The following is a 14,735-nucleotide window of genomic DNA, read 5'->3' as shown; positions in this document are numbered from 1 at the left end:
GGGCGACGCCATAAAAAATGCCGGGTTTCCCCGGCACATTTATCAGAACGTTTTCGCCCACCACAACCGAAGTTTCATGCCCCAGTAGCTGGTCCAGCCGCTGGTGGTTGATACTACCCGACCTTGTGACATCACCACCAGCGTTGGCGTGACGCTGATTGCCCAACTGCGGGAAATGGCTCCGTTCGCATCATTGATGACCGGAAAGTCCACGCCTTTACGCGACAGCCAGCGAGATACCTCAGCTTCATTTCCGGAACGTAACGCAATGGTCATCACATTTTCCCCTTCCGAACGCAGCCTGGCGACTTCCGGCGTCGTGAAGCGGCATACGCCGCACCAGCTCGCCCAGAAATAAAGCAACACCGGCTCGTCTTTGCTGAGCGCCGCCAGCGTGACGGTTTCACCATCCAGTGTTTGTAAAGGCGTGCTGTCAAAGGAGGCAGGGAGATGCGGCGCGCGCCAGGCATCCATCAAGAGCATTGCCCCCGCCAACAGTGCCAGTAAGATCAGCCCTTCGCGCAACCAGCGGCGCAGTTTACTGAGCATTGGCCGCCGCCAGTTTTTCTTTTACCACTTCCTCAAGGGTTTCCCACGGCACCGCGCCGGGAATAAGTTCATCACCAATAATCGTTGCCGGGGTTCCCTGCACCCCCACCAGTCGCGCCAGTTGCAGGTTAGTGCTCAGCGTTTCAGCACTTTGGGCGTCCAGCGTCACCGGACTGGCCCCCGCTTTTTCCTGCGCCTGTTTGATACTGACGTCGGTATGATAGCCCTTCTTCTGCATCAATTTTTCATGTAATGCCAGGGACTGTTGCGGATGCTCATGCCATGTCGTCAGCACGGTCCGCGCCGCCAGTTCCGAACTTTCACCTTTAAACGGCAGCGGTTTAATCACTACCGCCACGTCAGGGTATTTCTGCACAATTTTTTCCAGCATTGGATCCAACTGCTTGCAGTATGGGCAGTTGTAATCGGTGAAGTTTATCAGGGTCAGTTTCGCCTGCTTCGCGCCAATCCGCAGGCTGTTGGGATCGTTAAACAAGGCTTCCTGAATTAATGCTTCAATTTGCTTTTCCTGTTCCGGGGTAAACGGCGCAGGCTCTTTCGCGATACTGACGGCAGAAAACAGGGTTAACAACAGAACAATCATCATTTTCATGGGGTTACTCCTTTGGCATCATTCAACGTTTGCAGTACCGCATCGCGGGTTAACAACGTGGGTAACGCCTGGCCATCCGGCAGACCGGGGCCATAAATTTGGTTATACGGCACAGCAACCTGGCCGCGTTTTTTTAGAAATTCGGTAATAGCTTCAGAAGGGAGTGTCCAGTCGCCGCGCAGCGCCACCACATCCGGCTGTTGCAATGCGGCCTGTACGTCTTCTTTATGCAACACGTTGTATTTGTTTACCTTACAGGTGATGCACCAGTCGGCTGTGACGTCAATGAACACGCGCTTATGTTGCGCCAGCGCATCCTCAATCGCCTGCTCGCTTAGCGGTTGCCAGTTCACGCTTTCTTTAGCGCTACTTTGTCCGCTAAACCCTAAGTGTGGGAGCAGCAACGTCGCAAGCCAGATAGCCGAACCCAGCATCATCACGCCAAGCAGACGCCGCAAAATATTCATCCACCGCCCTGGCCGCGGCAAACGCAGCGCCAGACCGGGACGCAGGGCCACCAGCAGCCACGGTAAGCTCATCCCCAGCCCAAGTGCGATAAACAATCCCCACAACGTCGGCAGCGAAGCAGTCAATGCTACCGCCACCGCCGTTCCCAGAAACGGGGCACTGCACGGCGTGGCAAGCAGTGTCGCAAATGCACCTTGCCAGAAATGTCCCGACAGTCCGTTGCCGCCGTGAGTCGCCAGCGTGGTGGTCATCGCAGAAGGGAGTCGGAATTCAAACCACCCGAACAGGCTGGCGCTGAACGTCAGCATCACTAGCACCATGACGCCAATGAACCACGGATTCTGAAACTGGATCCCCCAGCCAAGGGCCTGATTGGTTAAACGCAGCACCGTCATCAATAGCGCCAGTGCCATAAACGAGACCAGTATTCCGGCTACCGATGCGAGGAACTGACGACGGATCTGGCGACGACTTTTTTCCTCGACCAGCAAAATAGAACCCAGCTTCATGCCCAGAACCGGTAACACACAAGGCATCAGATTGAGGATCAAACCACCCAGCAGTGCCATGAGCACCACTTGCCACAGTGGGAGTGAGGCGTTCTCAACAACCGGGGCTTCGCCAATCGCAAGACGACTCTCCTGGGCAACACCGTTATCTGCCAGCACCAGCGTGACTGACTTACCACGCAGATCCGGCGCGCCTTCTCCCCAACCGTCATGTACAGGTACCGTAGCGCGTAACGTATCCCCATCAACATGAATTTGCGGCATGCCAAAATCCGCATCATCAACAGCATCCAGATATAGCCCTGGTTCAGTCCAGCCTCCCGCACGGCGAGCCTCGACGACTAACTCTCCCGCCCGTGCGCCAGCGCTCAGAGCATCGGTCAGGCCGCTGGCAAGTGGGATCTGTCCCATCGCCTGAGCATAGTCATGTGCAAAAGTCGGGTCCTGGGCTGTGGGCGTCACGGAAAAAGGAAAATCCGTCAACAGACAAACGTTACTACAGGTGGATAGCGTCAAAATGCCGCTGAGCGTGGCGGGCGCTCTACCGTGCACCACCATCGGGAACGTCACCTTATCGTGATACCCCTGGGTAGTGATATTGGCGACCTCAAAACGAGCAGGGGTTGGCCAGGACCAGTCGACCGCGGGCATTTCCCCTTTCCAGACGATAGCAGGTGCAACGCCTCCCTCGCCCGGAGAACGCCAGTAGGTTTTCCAGCCGTCCTCCAGTTTGACATCCAGCAACAGACGGGTTTCTCCGCCTGCGGACGTATCAGCGCGTAACCGCACGCTGGCGTGATCGTTATCGGGTGAACGCAGCCAGCCGGGTTCAGCCGCCCAGGATACGGGCAGCCATAGCAATAACAGACAGAGCAGCGCCTGTCTGAAAACAGTCATCATAGTTTTTCTCCGTGAATAATTATCTAACAGTCAGCAACGGCTGTTCTGTCATTCACGGAAGACGCAAAATCGGAGATGCACCCGGAGAGTGGGCGGCGAGATGGCTCGCGGTGGGAAAAAAGGTAGACGAAACGCCCGTACTGGCGCCAGCAATGACAGCAGCAGGCACAGCACCAGAATAGCACCTTCAAACAATACGGGTGGCGCAGCCAGTAATGATTTCGCACTCAGTTCACAAGGGGTAACGGGTGAGGCCTCATCGGTCTGCACTTGTGCGCTGGCGACAACGCTTGTAACGGCGGTATCCATCTGCAACGCGTGCAGGCCCGCCATGCGTTGTGCGGTGCAAACCATCACCACAACACATGCCAGACAGAGGAACCACCATCCCATCCGTTGACGTTTCGCCATTATACCCTCACTCATTGATGCGAGTTATCTTAACCACTCGCCAGGTTTTGGCAACCTTTCCGCTGTAAAGTTATGTCCTGCTATCTGCTGGATATACCGCGATTTCAATCAGATTGAGATCGGGATCCCTGACATACACCGAGCGAATAGGTCCTGTCGCACCGGTACGTGCAACGGGCCCTTCAATAATCTCGACTCCGTGGGTTTGAAACGTCTCCATCACCTCTTCCAGCGTACGCGTGGTGATAAAACATAAATCCAGCGCCCCCGGCGTTGGCGCGTAGGCTTTGGGTTCAAACTCTTTTCCCCGAATGTGGAGATTGATTTTCTGATTGCCAAAGACGAAGGCTTTCCGACCTTGCGCGAAGGTTTCCAGCCTCATGCCTAAAAGCTCGACATAGAAACGTACGCAAGCCTCTTCATGATTGGTGGTTAGTACCAGGTGATCCAGGTGGTCGATCATAGCGATATCCATTTGGGTTGCTCATCTCTGACACTTACCCTATTCATTCACGCGCGACAAGAAAAAGAAAATCTACGGAGTTATTTGTAGAACTTAACGCAACAACCTGCAATTCACGCTTTAAAAACGAAATGATAATTAATCATATTCCCGCCTTTATTTATTACACTATAACATTGCTAAAAACACCCCTGAAAATATCACCCAAGTTATCATTCACTATTTACGAAGAATGCCGAAAGATATTTCCATGACAGCACACAGATAATGCCCACCACGTACTGATGCGTAAATGAAAGTAAGGGTCAGCGCATTTCCAGAGAATTTCCTTATTATATTCAGACGCAATGAATAACGTATTCATTAGCAGATAATTTGTTTATTAAATGTTATTTAGAGTATATGGAAATGAAAAAATATTTATTACCCCTGATTGGGTTACTTTTTACAGTTAGCGCTCAGGCAGCATCATTTACCGACGGCAAAGAGTATATCTCACTGGAAAAACCTGTCGCTTCCGCTCCAGCCGCACTGAAGTTTTTCTCATTCTATTGCCCTTCCTGTTATCAGTACGATGAAGTTTTTGAAATCACTGATAACGTGAAAAAAGTATTGCCTGCAGATGTCAAACTCACCGAATACCACGTCGACTTTTTAGGTCCGCTGGGGCAAGACATGACCCACGCCTGGTCCGTCGCCATGCTGTTGAACGTACAAGATAAAGTTAAGCCGTTGCTTTTTGATGCCGTTCAGAAAAAACAAACCGTTAAAACAGCGGACGATATTCGTAACGTATTTATCAGCGCGGGCGTCAGCGCCAGTGATTATGATGCGGCATGGAATAGCTTTGCCGTGAAATCACTGACCGCTAAGCAGCAAGAAATGGCGAAGGCAGTTGATCTAACCGGTGTGCCCGCCATTTTTATCAACGGAAAATATATGATCAATCCAAAAGGACTGAAGTCAGATGACCTTAATGCATTCGTGCAAAACTATGCTGATACGGTCCGCTTCCTGATAAGCAAATCCTGATTTTTAGCTAATCTCATTTTTCGCACCACACAACATATGCCGTAACCTCAACTGCGCTGTTGGTGGTGCAATGCCTGCATCGTTTATCGCAATATCCTCCCTTCCCGGTTGGCATTCGCCGTTATCAGGATTACCCTAAACTTAGCGGTGATACCTGTTGTCAGGGTTCACCTTCTGCAAGTGTTGATTTACACGAGAGAACGCTATGGAATTAAAGGATTATTACGCCATTATGGGCGTGAAACCGACAGACGATCTCAAGACAATCAAGACCGCCTATCGTCGACTCGCCCGTAAATATCATCCTGATGTCAGCAAAGAGACTGACGCAGAGGCCCGGTTTAAAGAGGTTGCAGAAGCCTGGGAAGTATTGAGTGATGAGCAGCGACGCGCCGAGTACGACCAGCTGTGGCAGCACCGCAACGACCCACAGTTCAGTCGTCAATTCCAGCAAGGAGAGAATCAAAGCTACAGCGCCGAAGATTTCGACGATATCTTCTCCTCCATTTTTGGTCAGCGTGCGCACCAGTCGCGCCAGCGCCCTGCCAGCCGCGGGCACGACATTGAAATTGAAGTTGCCGTATTCCTCGAAGAAACGCTTACTGAGCATAGCCGCACTATCAGTTACAACCTGCCAGTCTATAATGCGTTTGGCATGGTAGAACGAGAAATTCCTAAAACGCTGAATGTGAAAATTCCGGCTGGCGTCGGTAACGGTCAGCGTATCCGCCTGAAAGGCCAGGGCACCCCCGGCGAAAACGGTGGGCCGAACGGTGATTTGTGGCTGGTGATTCATATTGCGCCGCATCCGCTGTTCGATATTGTTAATCAGGATCTGGAAGTTGTCGTTCCCCTCGCGCCGTGGGAAGCTGCGCTGGGTGCGAAAGTAACCGTTCCGACGTTGAAAGAGAGCATCCTGCTGACCATTCCTGCAGGCAGCCAGGCCGGCCAGCGACTCCGCATTAAGGGCAAGGGTCTGGTAAGTAAAAAACATACCGGCGATTTGTATGCGGTGATCAAAATAGTCATGCCACCGAAACCTGACGACGCCAGTGCCGCCCTGTGGCAACAGCTGGCGGATGCACAAAAGACCTTTGATCCGCGCAAAGAGTGGGGGAAAGCATAATGGCTAACGTTACCGTCACTTTTACCATTACCGAATTTTGTCTGTACACCGGTGTGTCAGAAGAAGAACTGCATGAGATTGTCGGCTTAGGGGTGATAGAACCCCATGAAGACGAGACGTTTGACGATCATGCGCTGACAGTAATGCGTCGCGCGGTGCGTCTGCGTCAGGAGCTGGAACTTGACTGGCCAGGGATTGCCGTTGCGCTGACGTTGCTGGAGGAGAACGCTCAGTTACGCCAGGAAAACCGCCTGCTGCGCCAGCGCCTGTCTCGCTTTATCAGCCATCCTTAGTGTGTCAGGACCAGCATGGTGCTGGTCCTTTTATTATCCGCCCCGCGCTCTTAATGACATTGCCCAGCAGATGGCATACAGTCTGAGATAAGAATTATCTTAAACAATAAGACGTTGAGTCATGCAGCTTAAACCCCTCACGAAAGGTCGTTTTCACAACATCTGGCAGCAGGATGATGCCTTGATTGAGAAGATATTTGAGGAACTGCTCTCTGAAACGCAGATTATCCAGGAAGATGAGTATCTATACCGCCAGGGACAGGTTGTCGATCGACTGATTATGGTGCAATCCGGAAGAATTTCGCTGCGTTACAGCGCGGAGAATGGCCGCCGATTCCAGTTGGGCGCCATGGAATGCGACGAGCAGCTGTTTGGTGAAATGGAGTTTTTTACTGGGTATCGCTGCCAGCTTGATATCGTCGCGGAAGAACCACTGACCGTAGCGGTGTGCAGCTGTGACCGTCTGGAAGAAGCGCTAAATCAGCACCCCAGACTGGCGATATTTTTTGCCAGTGCAATGGCGATTGATTATCAGGATATGCTGGAAATCTTCCTGCACCGGATGCTCTATCCTATCGTACATAACGTGGCGTATGACCTGTATCGCCAGCATCAGAACAAGCAGCCGATGGATGGTTTCCATAAAAAATACCAGGAAGCTGAGCGATTCGGTACTACCGACCGGGTCTATCGGCGGGCGGTTAAAGCGCTGACGGATGCCGGGCTGGTAACGCGAACGAAGCAAGGACTGGAAATTAAGGATCTGGATGGGCTGCGTAAATTTCTCGGCAATGACATCATTGACTGACACACCAACGCTCGTTAACAGAGCATTGGTGTGTCATTTCGGCGCAATCAGAACTTATAGGTGAGGCTGAAATAGTGACCGAGCCCGGTGGTACGCCCTGCTCCGCCGTGGTTTTCCATCAATGCCATGTTACGGAAATACTTCAGGCCATAACCGACTGCATAATGCTCTGAATGCCAGTAGATACCGTTATACCATTCAATTGCGTTATTGCTGTATAACGGTTGATTAGCAATCTTATTCGCGGCGAACTGGTAGTCAAAGTACCCCTGATAGTTCAGATAACTGCCGTTGGCAAAGGTATAGAATGGCGTCGACCAGTTAGTCGAGAACATATAGCCATCCCACTTTCCTTCGTTATCCGCACCGTAGTTTTCACGAACATAGTGCGCATAGATGTTCATTCCCACCAGACCAAACCACGGGACCTTCACATCTGTACCCAGGCCAACGTAATGTTCAAATAATTCCCGGTCGCCAATGTTATTTACCGTTGCAATATAGAATTCGTTAAACGGCCCAACGGATAAATCTTTATTAAAAATAGCGTCCAGGGAAAAACGCGGAGATATCTTGGCAAAGAAGTTATCCCCCCCATGACGATCGTCCTGCTCGCGATCCAAAATATCAAAGAAATCCACATAACCGTACAGATCGATAATGCCAGAGCGTGCACCAAACTCCAGTTCCAGATAGGTGTCATTGCGAATACCATATGGCACTTTCGCGTCCACACTTTGCATTAAGTTCATCTGCATCCAGTTAAAATCATTTTTACGGATGTTGCCATCAGTATAGTCAGCTGCGAATGCTTGCATACAGCTCATTGTCACTACTGCACCCAGGATTGTTTTTTTAATCATTAACTTATTGTTCTTCAGCATTTTTCAATTCCTTTGAGTAAGGTTGAGTATCGCCCCACCATATAAATAGTGTGGCGACTGGCTATTTAATTAAAGAGGTAAGTGTTATTAGTGCTTTTAATTACGCTTGAGTTTTAATGTCACCATCAACATGACAAAGATAATTAAATACAACACCGGTATTGCGTACATAATTTTCTGCAATCCCATTGTTTTTTCCATGAGCGCGCTGATCGCCGGACTAAACATGGCCCCGGCACTGCCGCTAATTAAAATATAAGAAACGTTCTGACTGCTCGCACGCTTCACGAAAGAAACACCATAGGCAATAAATGAGTTATACAGCGCAGCACAGACAAACCCGTAACTGTATGCCAGATAATCAAGCCCAGAGATATTATCCTTAGTGACGATAATTGTGGTAATGATGCTAGCCAGCAGAATAATACTTAGCAAGAAATAATGTATCTTCACCCGAGAAACAATGACGGTTGATACTAATGCCCCGACCAGCGCAGCGCCCCAGTATTGCGTAATAATATTTCCTGCTTCTTCAAAGGGAATGCCAAATTTGTTCTTCACAAATAATGGTGCCCAGGTCAGGAAGGTGTACAGCGCCAGCATACCTAAGAACAGGCCAATGCCTCCGCTGATGATCCCTGGATTCCACTCCGATTTTACCTTATCTGTCCGATCTGCCGTGGGCGCCGTCTCGCAGGCAGTAAAGCGGGTGAGCGCCACAACGCCCAGCGTGAGTAAGGCCACCATACCTACGCTCAGATAGCTGTAACTCCACGACATATTGTGCGTCAGGGCGAAGGTCGTGATCAGCGGAAAAACCACGCCCGCAACGTTGAAAGTGGCGTCCTGCACCACCAGCATCGTACTTTGAATACGATCCTGCCAGACCGATACCACAATCGTTCCCGCCACGCACAGACCGATTCCACCGCAAAAACCCACCAGGGTCATGGCGACCATCACAGGCCATAAGCCAGGGCTTAAATGCATTACCAGAGCGCAAAGGAACACTATCGAATAGATAATGAGCGTCATACGCTTCACACCGATTTTCTCAATCAGGAAAAAGGCGGCGATAGTGCCGGCTAATGCTCCACCATTGAGCAACGAAAATATCGAAGCAACGGTATTCACATCGGCGCCGTAGCGTACTGCAATCGGTTCGATTAGCATACCGAACTGACTGGCAAACCCTGCCATAATAAAATTTGCCAGAAAACTAATCAGCGTAAGTGCTATTTTATTCTTCATATAATGCCATCTCTGATTGGTTCAATTAAAAGCCGGAACTAAGCGGTAACAGCAGTATTTAGCGCCAACTCAATCATGTTGTTAAAGGTCAATTGTCGTTCTTCTGCGGTTGTTTCTTCTCCGGTCAGGCAATGATCGGAGACAGTTAAAATAGCCAGCGCTTCAATATTAAACTGATGCGCTAAAGCGTATAAGCCTGCTACTTCCATATCTACACCCAGCACACCGAATTTTTCCAATGCCGGTATTAAATTTTCGTCAGGGTCGTAATAAAGATCGCCGCTGAAAACATTGCCCACTTTAATATCAATACCGGCTTTCTGTGCCAGCGTCCACGCCTGCTGCAATAATGGGAAATAGGCGGATGTTGCCATCGCATAGCCTGCGCTACGTTTTAAATTTGTGACTGAATCCGTTCCGGCGGCGACGGCCAGGATAATATCGCGCATTTTGACATGATGTTGTGTTGCGCCTAAACTGCCGACGCGAATAATTCTTTGCACACCAAAATCATGTACCAGTTCATGGGCATAAAGCGTCATTGAAGGAATGCCCATTCCATGTCCCATCACCGAAACAGGTTGCCCAAAATATAAACCGGTATAACCCAGCATATTACGTACATTGGTGACTTCGCGGTAATCCATTAGATAATTTTCGGCAATAAATTTAGCACGGAGCGGATCGCCCGGCATAATAACGGTTGGCGCGAAATCACCTGGCTTGGCATTAATATGTGCAGTCATAACAATTCCTGAATTATGGGTATTGAAGATATGCAGGGATTGTAACCAGACGTTTGTGAGGTGATTGAGGACAAAAGTCCTGCTCAGAGGATCGGCCTCTCATTTTTGAGAGTTAGTGGTGCAGGTAAGTGGTAAAACGGAACACAGCGTGTTGGTCTTCTGGCGTGCGGTGAGTAACGTCAGCATCCCGACGCAAAGAAGCAGTACGTTGTTCATGGCAAATTCGCACTGCCAGATGAAGGCGACGGCTGCGACGGGAACCAGTCACAAGCAAGCGCCTCACCATCCGATTGTGGCCCCCCAAATCCCCTCAGCGGCGTGGTCACTACCGTCGCCAGCAGCAGGGACTTACGATTCCCATTTATAATCCGTATGCAGAATAGCGCCAAAGATAATTGCATTTCTGACTCTTGCCGCTCAATATTGTTTTTAAAGGAGGCTTATTGTTATTATCGTTTTCCATTCTAAGATTGAGTTATGCATGCCATGATCCCATTTAGATTTAGTGAGATGACTCACGCCGATATTCCTGCTGTTCAGTCGTTCCTTATTGAGCATCTTAATTTATTCTTCAATGCCGGCAGATCCATGCCTTCTACCGAAGAAGATCTCTTTGATCTCGAACAACAGTATCTGTTACAGGAAAGAAATTTATTGCTTTGCGCATGGAGTGAAAACCAAGAATTAATCGCCACACTGGCGGTATGTCAATATAATGATCGTATTACTGAACTGCGTGGGCGTTACAACTTGCGTGAAACGGCAGAAATTTGTCGTTGCTACGTGGATGAACGCTATCGTAGACAGGGGATTGGTAGCCAATTGTTTGCTTTAGCAGATGTATTCTGCCAGCAACATCAATATAAAACGTTGTATCTTCACACCCATCATTTTTTACCCGGAGGATATCACTTCTGGTTGCGTAATAATTTTAAGGTGATTATGGATATGCAGGATGAATGGCAATTGGTACATATGGAGAGTTCATAAAAAAAGGATTCAAACACCAATCCGCAGCATTTTTGATGGTGATCAATATGTTTCATACGCAGAGATTGAATCATGCTCGTAGTTTGATCAACATCAATCAATTCTCATTTAGCTTTCTGTTGTTATTTTCATTTATAGCAACACACAGAGGAATGCATCTACATCCTATTGTTTTTACTGATCATTTTCAGAACGGCATTATCTCTTTACCTCTTACATTCCGTGGTTGACCTTGTTAACAATTGCCGTTAGAGTCACTTTCGACAGCATTTCATTACATTTTGTGTATGAATAGGAATATGGTGAGAATTATTTAATTCAATTCCATAACTGCCCCCGCAACTGTAGGCGGATGCAGAATATCCTTGTGTGGCTAATAAGCCACTGGTCACTGTAAAGTTTATCTTTATGGGAAGGCTGATATTCTGATTACCGTGAGTCAGGAGACCTGCTGTCAATGATGTATACCATTGAGTGGACGGGATGGTCCATGGGATGAATTATTTGACACAAGCAGTAGTGTATTTATGAATAAGATTTTGGCTAAGTCAGGATTATTTGCATTTTTCGCATATCTTTATTCTTAAATTTCACGATTCAATGTCATCTATCTTCATGTCTCCTCCCGATATATGGAATGAAATGAGCCATGACCAGACCTTAAGATTCTGGCATCAACGGGACGATGACAATGCACGCTAATTCTACCTTTTACTCCTCTAAAAAAACGCTTCTGGCTATTTTTGGTACCACTGCTCTGCTGCTCGCTTCCGGTTTTTCTAACGCGGCAAAAACTGAATATCCTCTGACGATTAAAAACTGCGGCCGCGATATTACCTTTAATCAGGCACCAACGCGCGTGGCAACGGTGGGTCAGAACAGTACCGAGATCCTCTATTCATTAGGGCTTGCCGATCGCGTCGTCGGTACTTCATTGTGGTTTGGCCCGGTACTGGACACCTATAAAACAGAAAATGAAAAAGTTGCCGTTATTGCGCAAAATATTCCGAGCTTTGAAGGGATTTTGGCTAAAAAACCGGATCTGGTCGCCAGCCAGTTTGAGTGGCAAATCGGCCCAGCTGGCACGGTTGCCTCTTATGAACAGTTTAGTGAACTGAAGGTTCCTGTTTACACCGCGCCAGCTGACTGTGCGAAAGATAACGAAGATGGTGGTGATGGTGTCCGTAAAGGGATGTTTGATATCACCATGGTGTATCAGGAAGTCGCCGATCTGGCAAAAATCTTCGATGTTCAGGATAAAGGCGAAGCGCTGATTGCCAGCCTTAAAGCACGTGAAGCCGCAGCGAAAAATAAAATTACCGGTATTGATAAGAATGTTTCTGCCGTGTTCTGGTTTTCAAGTGCCGATTTACAGCTCGATCCTTACGTTGCCGGAAAGTTTGGCCCAGCAGCATGGATAGCCCAAACACTGGGTGTGAAGAATGTGATTGATTCTGCCGAAGAATGGCCAACAGTGGGCTGGGAAACTATCGCTAAAGCTAATCCTTCTGTCATTGTGCTCGGCGAGATGAGCCGTCGCCGCTTCCCGGCAGATGACTGGAAGATCAAGATGGAATACCTCAAGTCCGATCCTGTCACCACGCTGGTTCCTGCCGTTAAGGAAAACCATCTGCCGGTCATCGACGTACAGACAATGAATGCTGGGATCAGAACTATTGATGGGCTAGAAAAACTGGCTGATGCCCTGGTTGAATATGGCTTAGCTCATCCGCAGGCTGCTCATTAATCTACGTTTTGCGCTATATCCTGCGCGGTATAGCGCATCTCTGTTACTCAGGAACGCAGATAATCATGAGTGATCCACGCAGGATGCGTCGTGCCTTTGGTCTGCTTGCAGTGAGAGTCGGTGGGCATACCGTCTGGGTCAGTGCGCTGATGTGCTGCGTACTGCTGGCGGGGATTTCCATCGGCGAAACGCTGATCCCCTGGCGGCATGTGCTCAGTACGCTGGCAAATCATCTTTTTGATACCCACTATCCTGTCGATGCGCTGGATGCTGGGATCGTCTGGAACTATCGCCTGACCCGAGCGCTGGTCTCTGCCAGTTGCGGTGCCTGCCTGGCTGTTTCCGGCATAGTGTTACAGTCGCTGCTACGCAATGCACTCGCCGAACCTTATCTACTGGGGATTTCTGCCGGAGCATCCACCGGAGCGGTGCTGATTGCTCTCACCGGGCTTGGGGCCGGCGTTATCAGCATGTCATTGGGGGCTTTCATTGGCGCGCTAACGGCATTTATGTTCGTTGCACTATTGGCAATGGCTGCTGGCGGTAGACAAGGCGGCGGTGTGACAACCCAAATAATTCTTGCCGGCATCGCCAGCTCGCAGCTTTTCAATGCAATTACGTCGCTCATCATCACCCGCTCAGCAAATGCCGAGCAAGCGCGTGGAATTATGTTCTGGTTGTTAGGTAATTTGAGCGGTGTACGTTGGCCCGATGTTGTCTTAGCCATTCCTACCGCTCTGGTCGGTATTGTGCTGTGCTTCTGTTATGCCCGTCATCTCGACGCCTTCTCCTTTGGCGCTGAGTCTGCGGCATCGTTGGGCATTCCAGTAAAACGTACCCGTGCAGTACTGATTGCCGCCGTCACCGGCATGACGGCAATTATGGTCTCCATTGTTGGTGCGATCGGCTTCGTCGGTCTGGTTATCCCGCATGCCGCTCGTCTGCTGGTCGGCAACCAGCATCATCGACTGCTGCCAGTGAGTGCGCTTACCGGCGCGATTTTCCTCATTATCGCAGATGTTATTTCCCGCACGTTACTCCCCGGCCAGGTTCTACCAATAGGCGTGATCACAGCTCTGGTTGGCGCCCCTGCGTTTTCAATCATTCTGATTAGAGGAAACCAGAACAAATGACGGTGAATCTCGTATCCCCCCTTGTGAACTCTGCACAAGCCGTTATTGAAGCCTGTAATCTGCGCTGGAGGGTTAAAGGTAAGACGATTGTTGATGACATTTCACTCAGCGTAACGCCCGGTGAGTTTGTCGGCATCATTGGTCCCAACGGCTCGGGCAAAACGTCACTGATTTCACTGCTGGCCGGTTTGCTGAAGCCGACCTCCGGGTACATCACTCTGCAACATAAGGCGCTACAGCATTATTCGCGGCGTCATCTTGCGCAACAGGTGGCGCTGGTCGAACAACAGGCTGAAACCAGCGAGCGTCTTACCGCTTTACAAGCCGTTTCTCTGGGGCGAACCCCCTGGCTTAGCATGCTCTCCCCCTGGTCCGCCAAAGATGACGATATTGTGCAAACTATGCTGGAAAAGGTCGATCTCAGTGAATTACAGCATCGCTGCTGGCATACCTTTTCAGGGGGAGAAAAACAGCGCCTGCATATCGCCCGGGCGCTGGCGCAACAACCGCAGTTGTTGCTGATGGATGAGCCCACCAACCACCTCGACATTCAACATCAGATTGGCCTGCTGAGTCTGGTTAAACGTGAAAAGCTCACGGTGATTGCCGCTCTGCACGATCTTAATCATGCCGCGATGTTCTGCGATCGCATCATCGTAATGACGTCCGGACATATGGCGATGCAGGGGAAACCTTGCACCGTTTTTACCCGCGAAAACCTCCACACCTGGTTTGGAATCAACGCCATCATTGAAAAGGATGCGGGTGGTGAAAATTGTTTTATTCGTTATCAACGGCCTGATGAATTTTAA

At 49.6% G+C, this 14,735-nt stretch carries 17 protein-coding genes and 1 riboswitch; of the genes, 8 read left to right on the top strand and 9 right to left on the bottom strand.

Going from position 1 to position 14,735, the window contains the following annotated elements; genetic code table 11:
• Positions 1-42 precede the first annotated feature (42 nt).
• From OGY09_RS17505 to OGY09_RS17485, 5 genes are all read right to left on the bottom strand, one after another.
• Positions 43-549 carry a protein disulfide oxidoreductase gene (locus OGY09_RS17505; protein ID WP_032942930.1) on the bottom strand — a complete coding sequence of 169 codons (507 nt, stop codon included), beginning with the start codon at positions 547-549 and terminating at the stop codon, positions 43-45.
• The gene (locus OGY09_RS17500; protein WP_032942929.1) at positions 539-1,162 is read right to left on the bottom strand and encodes a DsbA family protein; all 624 of its coding nucleotides are present in this window, start codon (positions 1,160-1,162) and stop codon (positions 539-541) included. The genes OGY09_RS17505 and OGY09_RS17500 overlap by 11 nt, the downstream gene beginning before the upstream one ends.
• The gene (locus OGY09_RS17495) at positions 1,159-3,039 is read right to left on the bottom strand and encodes a cytochrome c biogenesis protein CcdA (RefSeq protein WP_032942927.1); all 1,881 of its coding nucleotides are present in this window, start codon (positions 3,037-3,039) and stop codon (positions 1,159-1,161) included. Before OGY09_RS17495 ends, OGY09_RS17500 begins: the two co-directional genes overlap by 4 nt.
• 48 nt (positions 3,040-3,087) lie before the next feature.
• The gene (locus OGY09_RS17490; protein ID WP_008784315.1) at positions 3,088-3,450 is read right to left on the bottom strand and encodes a hypothetical protein; all 363 of its coding nucleotides are present in this window, start codon (positions 3,448-3,450) and stop codon (positions 3,088-3,090) included.
• 70 nt (positions 3,451-3,520) lie between these two features.
• Positions 3,521-3,925: a VOC family protein gene (locus OGY09_RS17485; protein ID WP_003832040.1), complete on the bottom strand. Its 405-nt coding sequence runs from the start codon at positions 3,923-3,925 to the stop codon at positions 3,521-3,523.
• 396 nt (positions 3,926-4,321) lie between these two features.
• Between OGY09_RS17485 and dsbA the strand changes: the two genes are divergently transcribed.
• The 4 genes from dsbA (at position 4,322) to OGY09_RS17465 (ending at position 7,172) form a co-directional block, all read left to right on the top strand.
• Positions 4,322-4,945, top strand: a complete 624-nt coding sequence (gene dsbA, locus OGY09_RS17480) for a thiol:disulfide interchange protein DsbA (RefSeq protein WP_008784313.1) — start codon at positions 4,322-4,324, stop codon at positions 4,943-4,945.
• 205 nt (positions 4,946-5,150) lie between these two features.
• Entirely contained in the window at positions 5,151-6,071 is a 921-nt protein-coding gene (gene cbpA / locus OGY09_RS17475) for a curved DNA-binding protein (RefSeq protein ID WP_003832035.1), read from the top strand.
• A complete protein-coding gene (gene cbpM, locus OGY09_RS17470; protein ID WP_003832033.1) occupies positions 6,071-6,364 on the top strand; it encodes a chaperone modulator CbpM in 294 nt (97 codons plus the stop codon). Before cbpA ends, cbpM begins: the two co-directional genes overlap by 1 nt.
• Before the next feature lie 121 nt (positions 6,365-6,485).
• Positions 6,486-7,172 (top strand): Crp/Fnr family transcriptional regulator, encoded by a 687-nt coding sequence (locus OGY09_RS17465; protein ID WP_032942926.1) that lies wholly within the window; start codon positions 6,486-6,488, stop codon positions 7,170-7,172.
• Positions 7,173-7,219: 47 nt separating this feature from the next.
• Here OGY09_RS17465 and OGY09_RS17460 read toward each other — a convergent pair whose 3' ends face one another.
• The 4 genes from OGY09_RS17460 to OGY09_RS17445 form a co-directional block, all read right to left on the bottom strand.
• Complete coding sequence (locus OGY09_RS17460) at positions 7,220-8,056, bottom strand: nucleoside-specific channel-forming Tsx family protein (protein WP_032942924.1); 837 nt, start codon at positions 8,054-8,056, stop codon at positions 7,220-7,222.
• 96 nt (positions 8,057-8,152) lie between these two features.
• Positions 8,153-9,307: an MFS transporter TsgA gene (tsgA, locus tag OGY09_RS17455; protein ID WP_032942923.1), complete on the bottom strand. Its 1,155-nt coding sequence runs from the start codon at positions 9,305-9,307 to the stop codon at positions 8,153-8,155.
• A gap of 38 nt (positions 9,308-9,345) precedes the next feature.
• The gene (deoD, locus tag OGY09_RS17450) at positions 9,346-10,053 is read right to left on the bottom strand and encodes a purine-nucleoside phosphorylase (protein ID WP_032942921.1); all 708 of its coding nucleotides are present in this window, start codon (positions 10,051-10,053) and stop codon (positions 9,346-9,348) included.
• 112 nt (positions 10,054-10,165) lie between these two features.
• Positions 10,166-10,321, bottom strand: coding sequence for a hypothetical protein (locus OGY09_RS17445; protein ID WP_156183252.1), 156 nt, complete (start codon positions 10,319-10,321; stop codon positions 10,166-10,168).
• A 218-nt stretch (positions 10,322-10,539) separates the two neighbouring features.
• On the opposite strand from OGY09_RS17445, the gene OGY09_RS17440 reads away from it, so the two are divergent.
• The 4 genes from OGY09_RS17440 (at position 10,540) to OGY09_RS17425 (ending at position 14,735) form a co-directional block, all read left to right on the top strand.
• Complete coding sequence (locus tag OGY09_RS17440; RefSeq protein ID WP_190973165.1) at positions 10,540-11,043, top strand: GNAT family N-acetyltransferase; 504 nt, start codon at positions 10,540-10,542, stop codon at positions 11,041-11,043.
• A 247-nt stretch (positions 11,044-11,290) separates the two neighbouring features.
• Positions 11,291-11,513, top strand: a riboswitch (cobalamin riboswitch).
• 221 nt (positions 11,514-11,734) lie between these two features.
• Positions 11,735-12,790 (top strand): ABC transporter substrate-binding protein, encoded by a 1,056-nt coding sequence (locus tag OGY09_RS17435; RefSeq protein ID WP_008784305.1) that lies wholly within the window; start codon positions 11,735-11,737, stop codon positions 12,788-12,790.
• A 65-nt stretch (positions 12,791-12,855) separates the two neighbouring features.
• Positions 12,856-13,923 carry a FecCD family ABC transporter permease gene (locus tag OGY09_RS17430; protein WP_032942919.1) on the top strand — a complete coding sequence of 356 codons (1,068 nt, stop codon included), beginning with the start codon at positions 12,856-12,858 and terminating at the stop codon, positions 13,921-13,923.
• A complete protein-coding gene (locus OGY09_RS17425) occupies positions 13,920-14,735 on the top strand; it encodes an ABC transporter ATP-binding protein (protein WP_032942918.1) in 816 nt (271 codons plus the stop codon). The genes OGY09_RS17430 and OGY09_RS17425 overlap by 4 nt, the downstream gene beginning before the upstream one ends.

Origin of the sequence: Citrobacter sp. Cpo071, from assembly GCF_030332765.1 — a bacterium.
Taxonomy (GTDB): Bacteria; Pseudomonadota; Gammaproteobacteria; order Enterobacterales; family Enterobacteriaceae; genus Citrobacter; species Citrobacter portucalensis.
This window is presented reverse-complemented; position numbering and strand designations above follow the sequence as displayed.

What these genes read in the sequence shown, in the direction of transcription:
- OGY09_RS17505 (WP_032942930.1), bottom strand. Translation starts at nt 549, where the DNA reads ATGCTCAGTAAACTGCGCCGCTGGTTGCGCGAAGGGCTGATCTTACTG.
- OGY09_RS17485 (WP_003832040.1), bottom strand. Translation starts at nt 3,925, where the DNA reads ATGGATATCGCTATGATCGACCACCTGGATCACCTGGTACTAACCACC.
- tsgA (WP_032942923.1), bottom strand. Translation starts at nt 9,307, where the DNA reads ATGAAGAATAAAATAGCACTTACGCTGATTAGTTTTCTGGCAAATTTT.
- OGY09_RS17435 (WP_008784305.1), top strand. Translation starts at nt 11,735, where the DNA reads ATGCACGCTAATTCTACCTTTTACTCCTCTAAAAAAACGCTTCTGGCT.
- OGY09_RS17495 (WP_032942927.1), bottom strand. Translation starts at nt 3,039, where the DNA reads ATGATGACTGTTTTCAGACAGGCGCTGCTCTGTCTGTTATTGCTATGG.
- OGY09_RS17440 (WP_190973165.1), top strand. Translation starts at nt 10,540, where the DNA reads ATGATCCCATTTAGATTTAGTGAGATGACTCACGCCGATATTCCTGCT.
- dsbA (WP_008784313.1), top strand. Translation starts at nt 4,322, where the DNA reads ATGAAAAAATATTTATTACCCCTGATTGGGTTACTTTTTACAGTTAGC.
- OGY09_RS17500 (WP_032942929.1), bottom strand. Translation starts at nt 1,162, where the DNA reads ATGAAAATGATGATTGTTCTGTTGTTAACCCTGTTTTCTGCCGTCAGT.
- OGY09_RS17430 (WP_032942919.1), top strand. Translation starts at nt 12,856, where the DNA reads ATGAGTGATCCACGCAGGATGCGTCGTGCCTTTGGTCTGCTTGCAGTG.
- OGY09_RS17465 (WP_032942926.1), top strand. Translation starts at nt 6,486, where the DNA reads ATGCAGCTTAAACCCCTCACGAAAGGTCGTTTTCACAACATCTGGCAG.
- cbpM (WP_003832033.1), top strand. Translation starts at nt 6,071, where the DNA reads ATGGCTAACGTTACCGTCACTTTTACCATTACCGAATTTTGTCTGTAC.
- cbpA (WP_003832035.1), top strand. Translation starts at nt 5,151, where the DNA reads ATGGAATTAAAGGATTATTACGCCATTATGGGCGTGAAACCGACAGAC.
- OGY09_RS17425 (WP_032942918.1), top strand. Translation starts at nt 13,920, where the DNA reads ATGACGGTGAATCTCGTATCCCCCCTTGTGAACTCTGCACAAGCCGTT.
- OGY09_RS17460 (WP_032942924.1), bottom strand. Translation starts at nt 8,056, where the DNA reads ATGCTGAAGAACAATAAGTTAATGATTAAAAAAACAATCCTGGGTGCA.
- deoD (WP_032942921.1), bottom strand. Translation starts at nt 10,053, where the DNA reads ATGACTGCACATATTAATGCCAAGCCAGGTGATTTCGCGCCAACCGTT.
- OGY09_RS17490 (WP_008784315.1), bottom strand. Translation starts at nt 3,450, where the DNA reads ATGGCGAAACGTCAACGGATGGGATGGTGGTTCCTCTGTCTGGCATGT.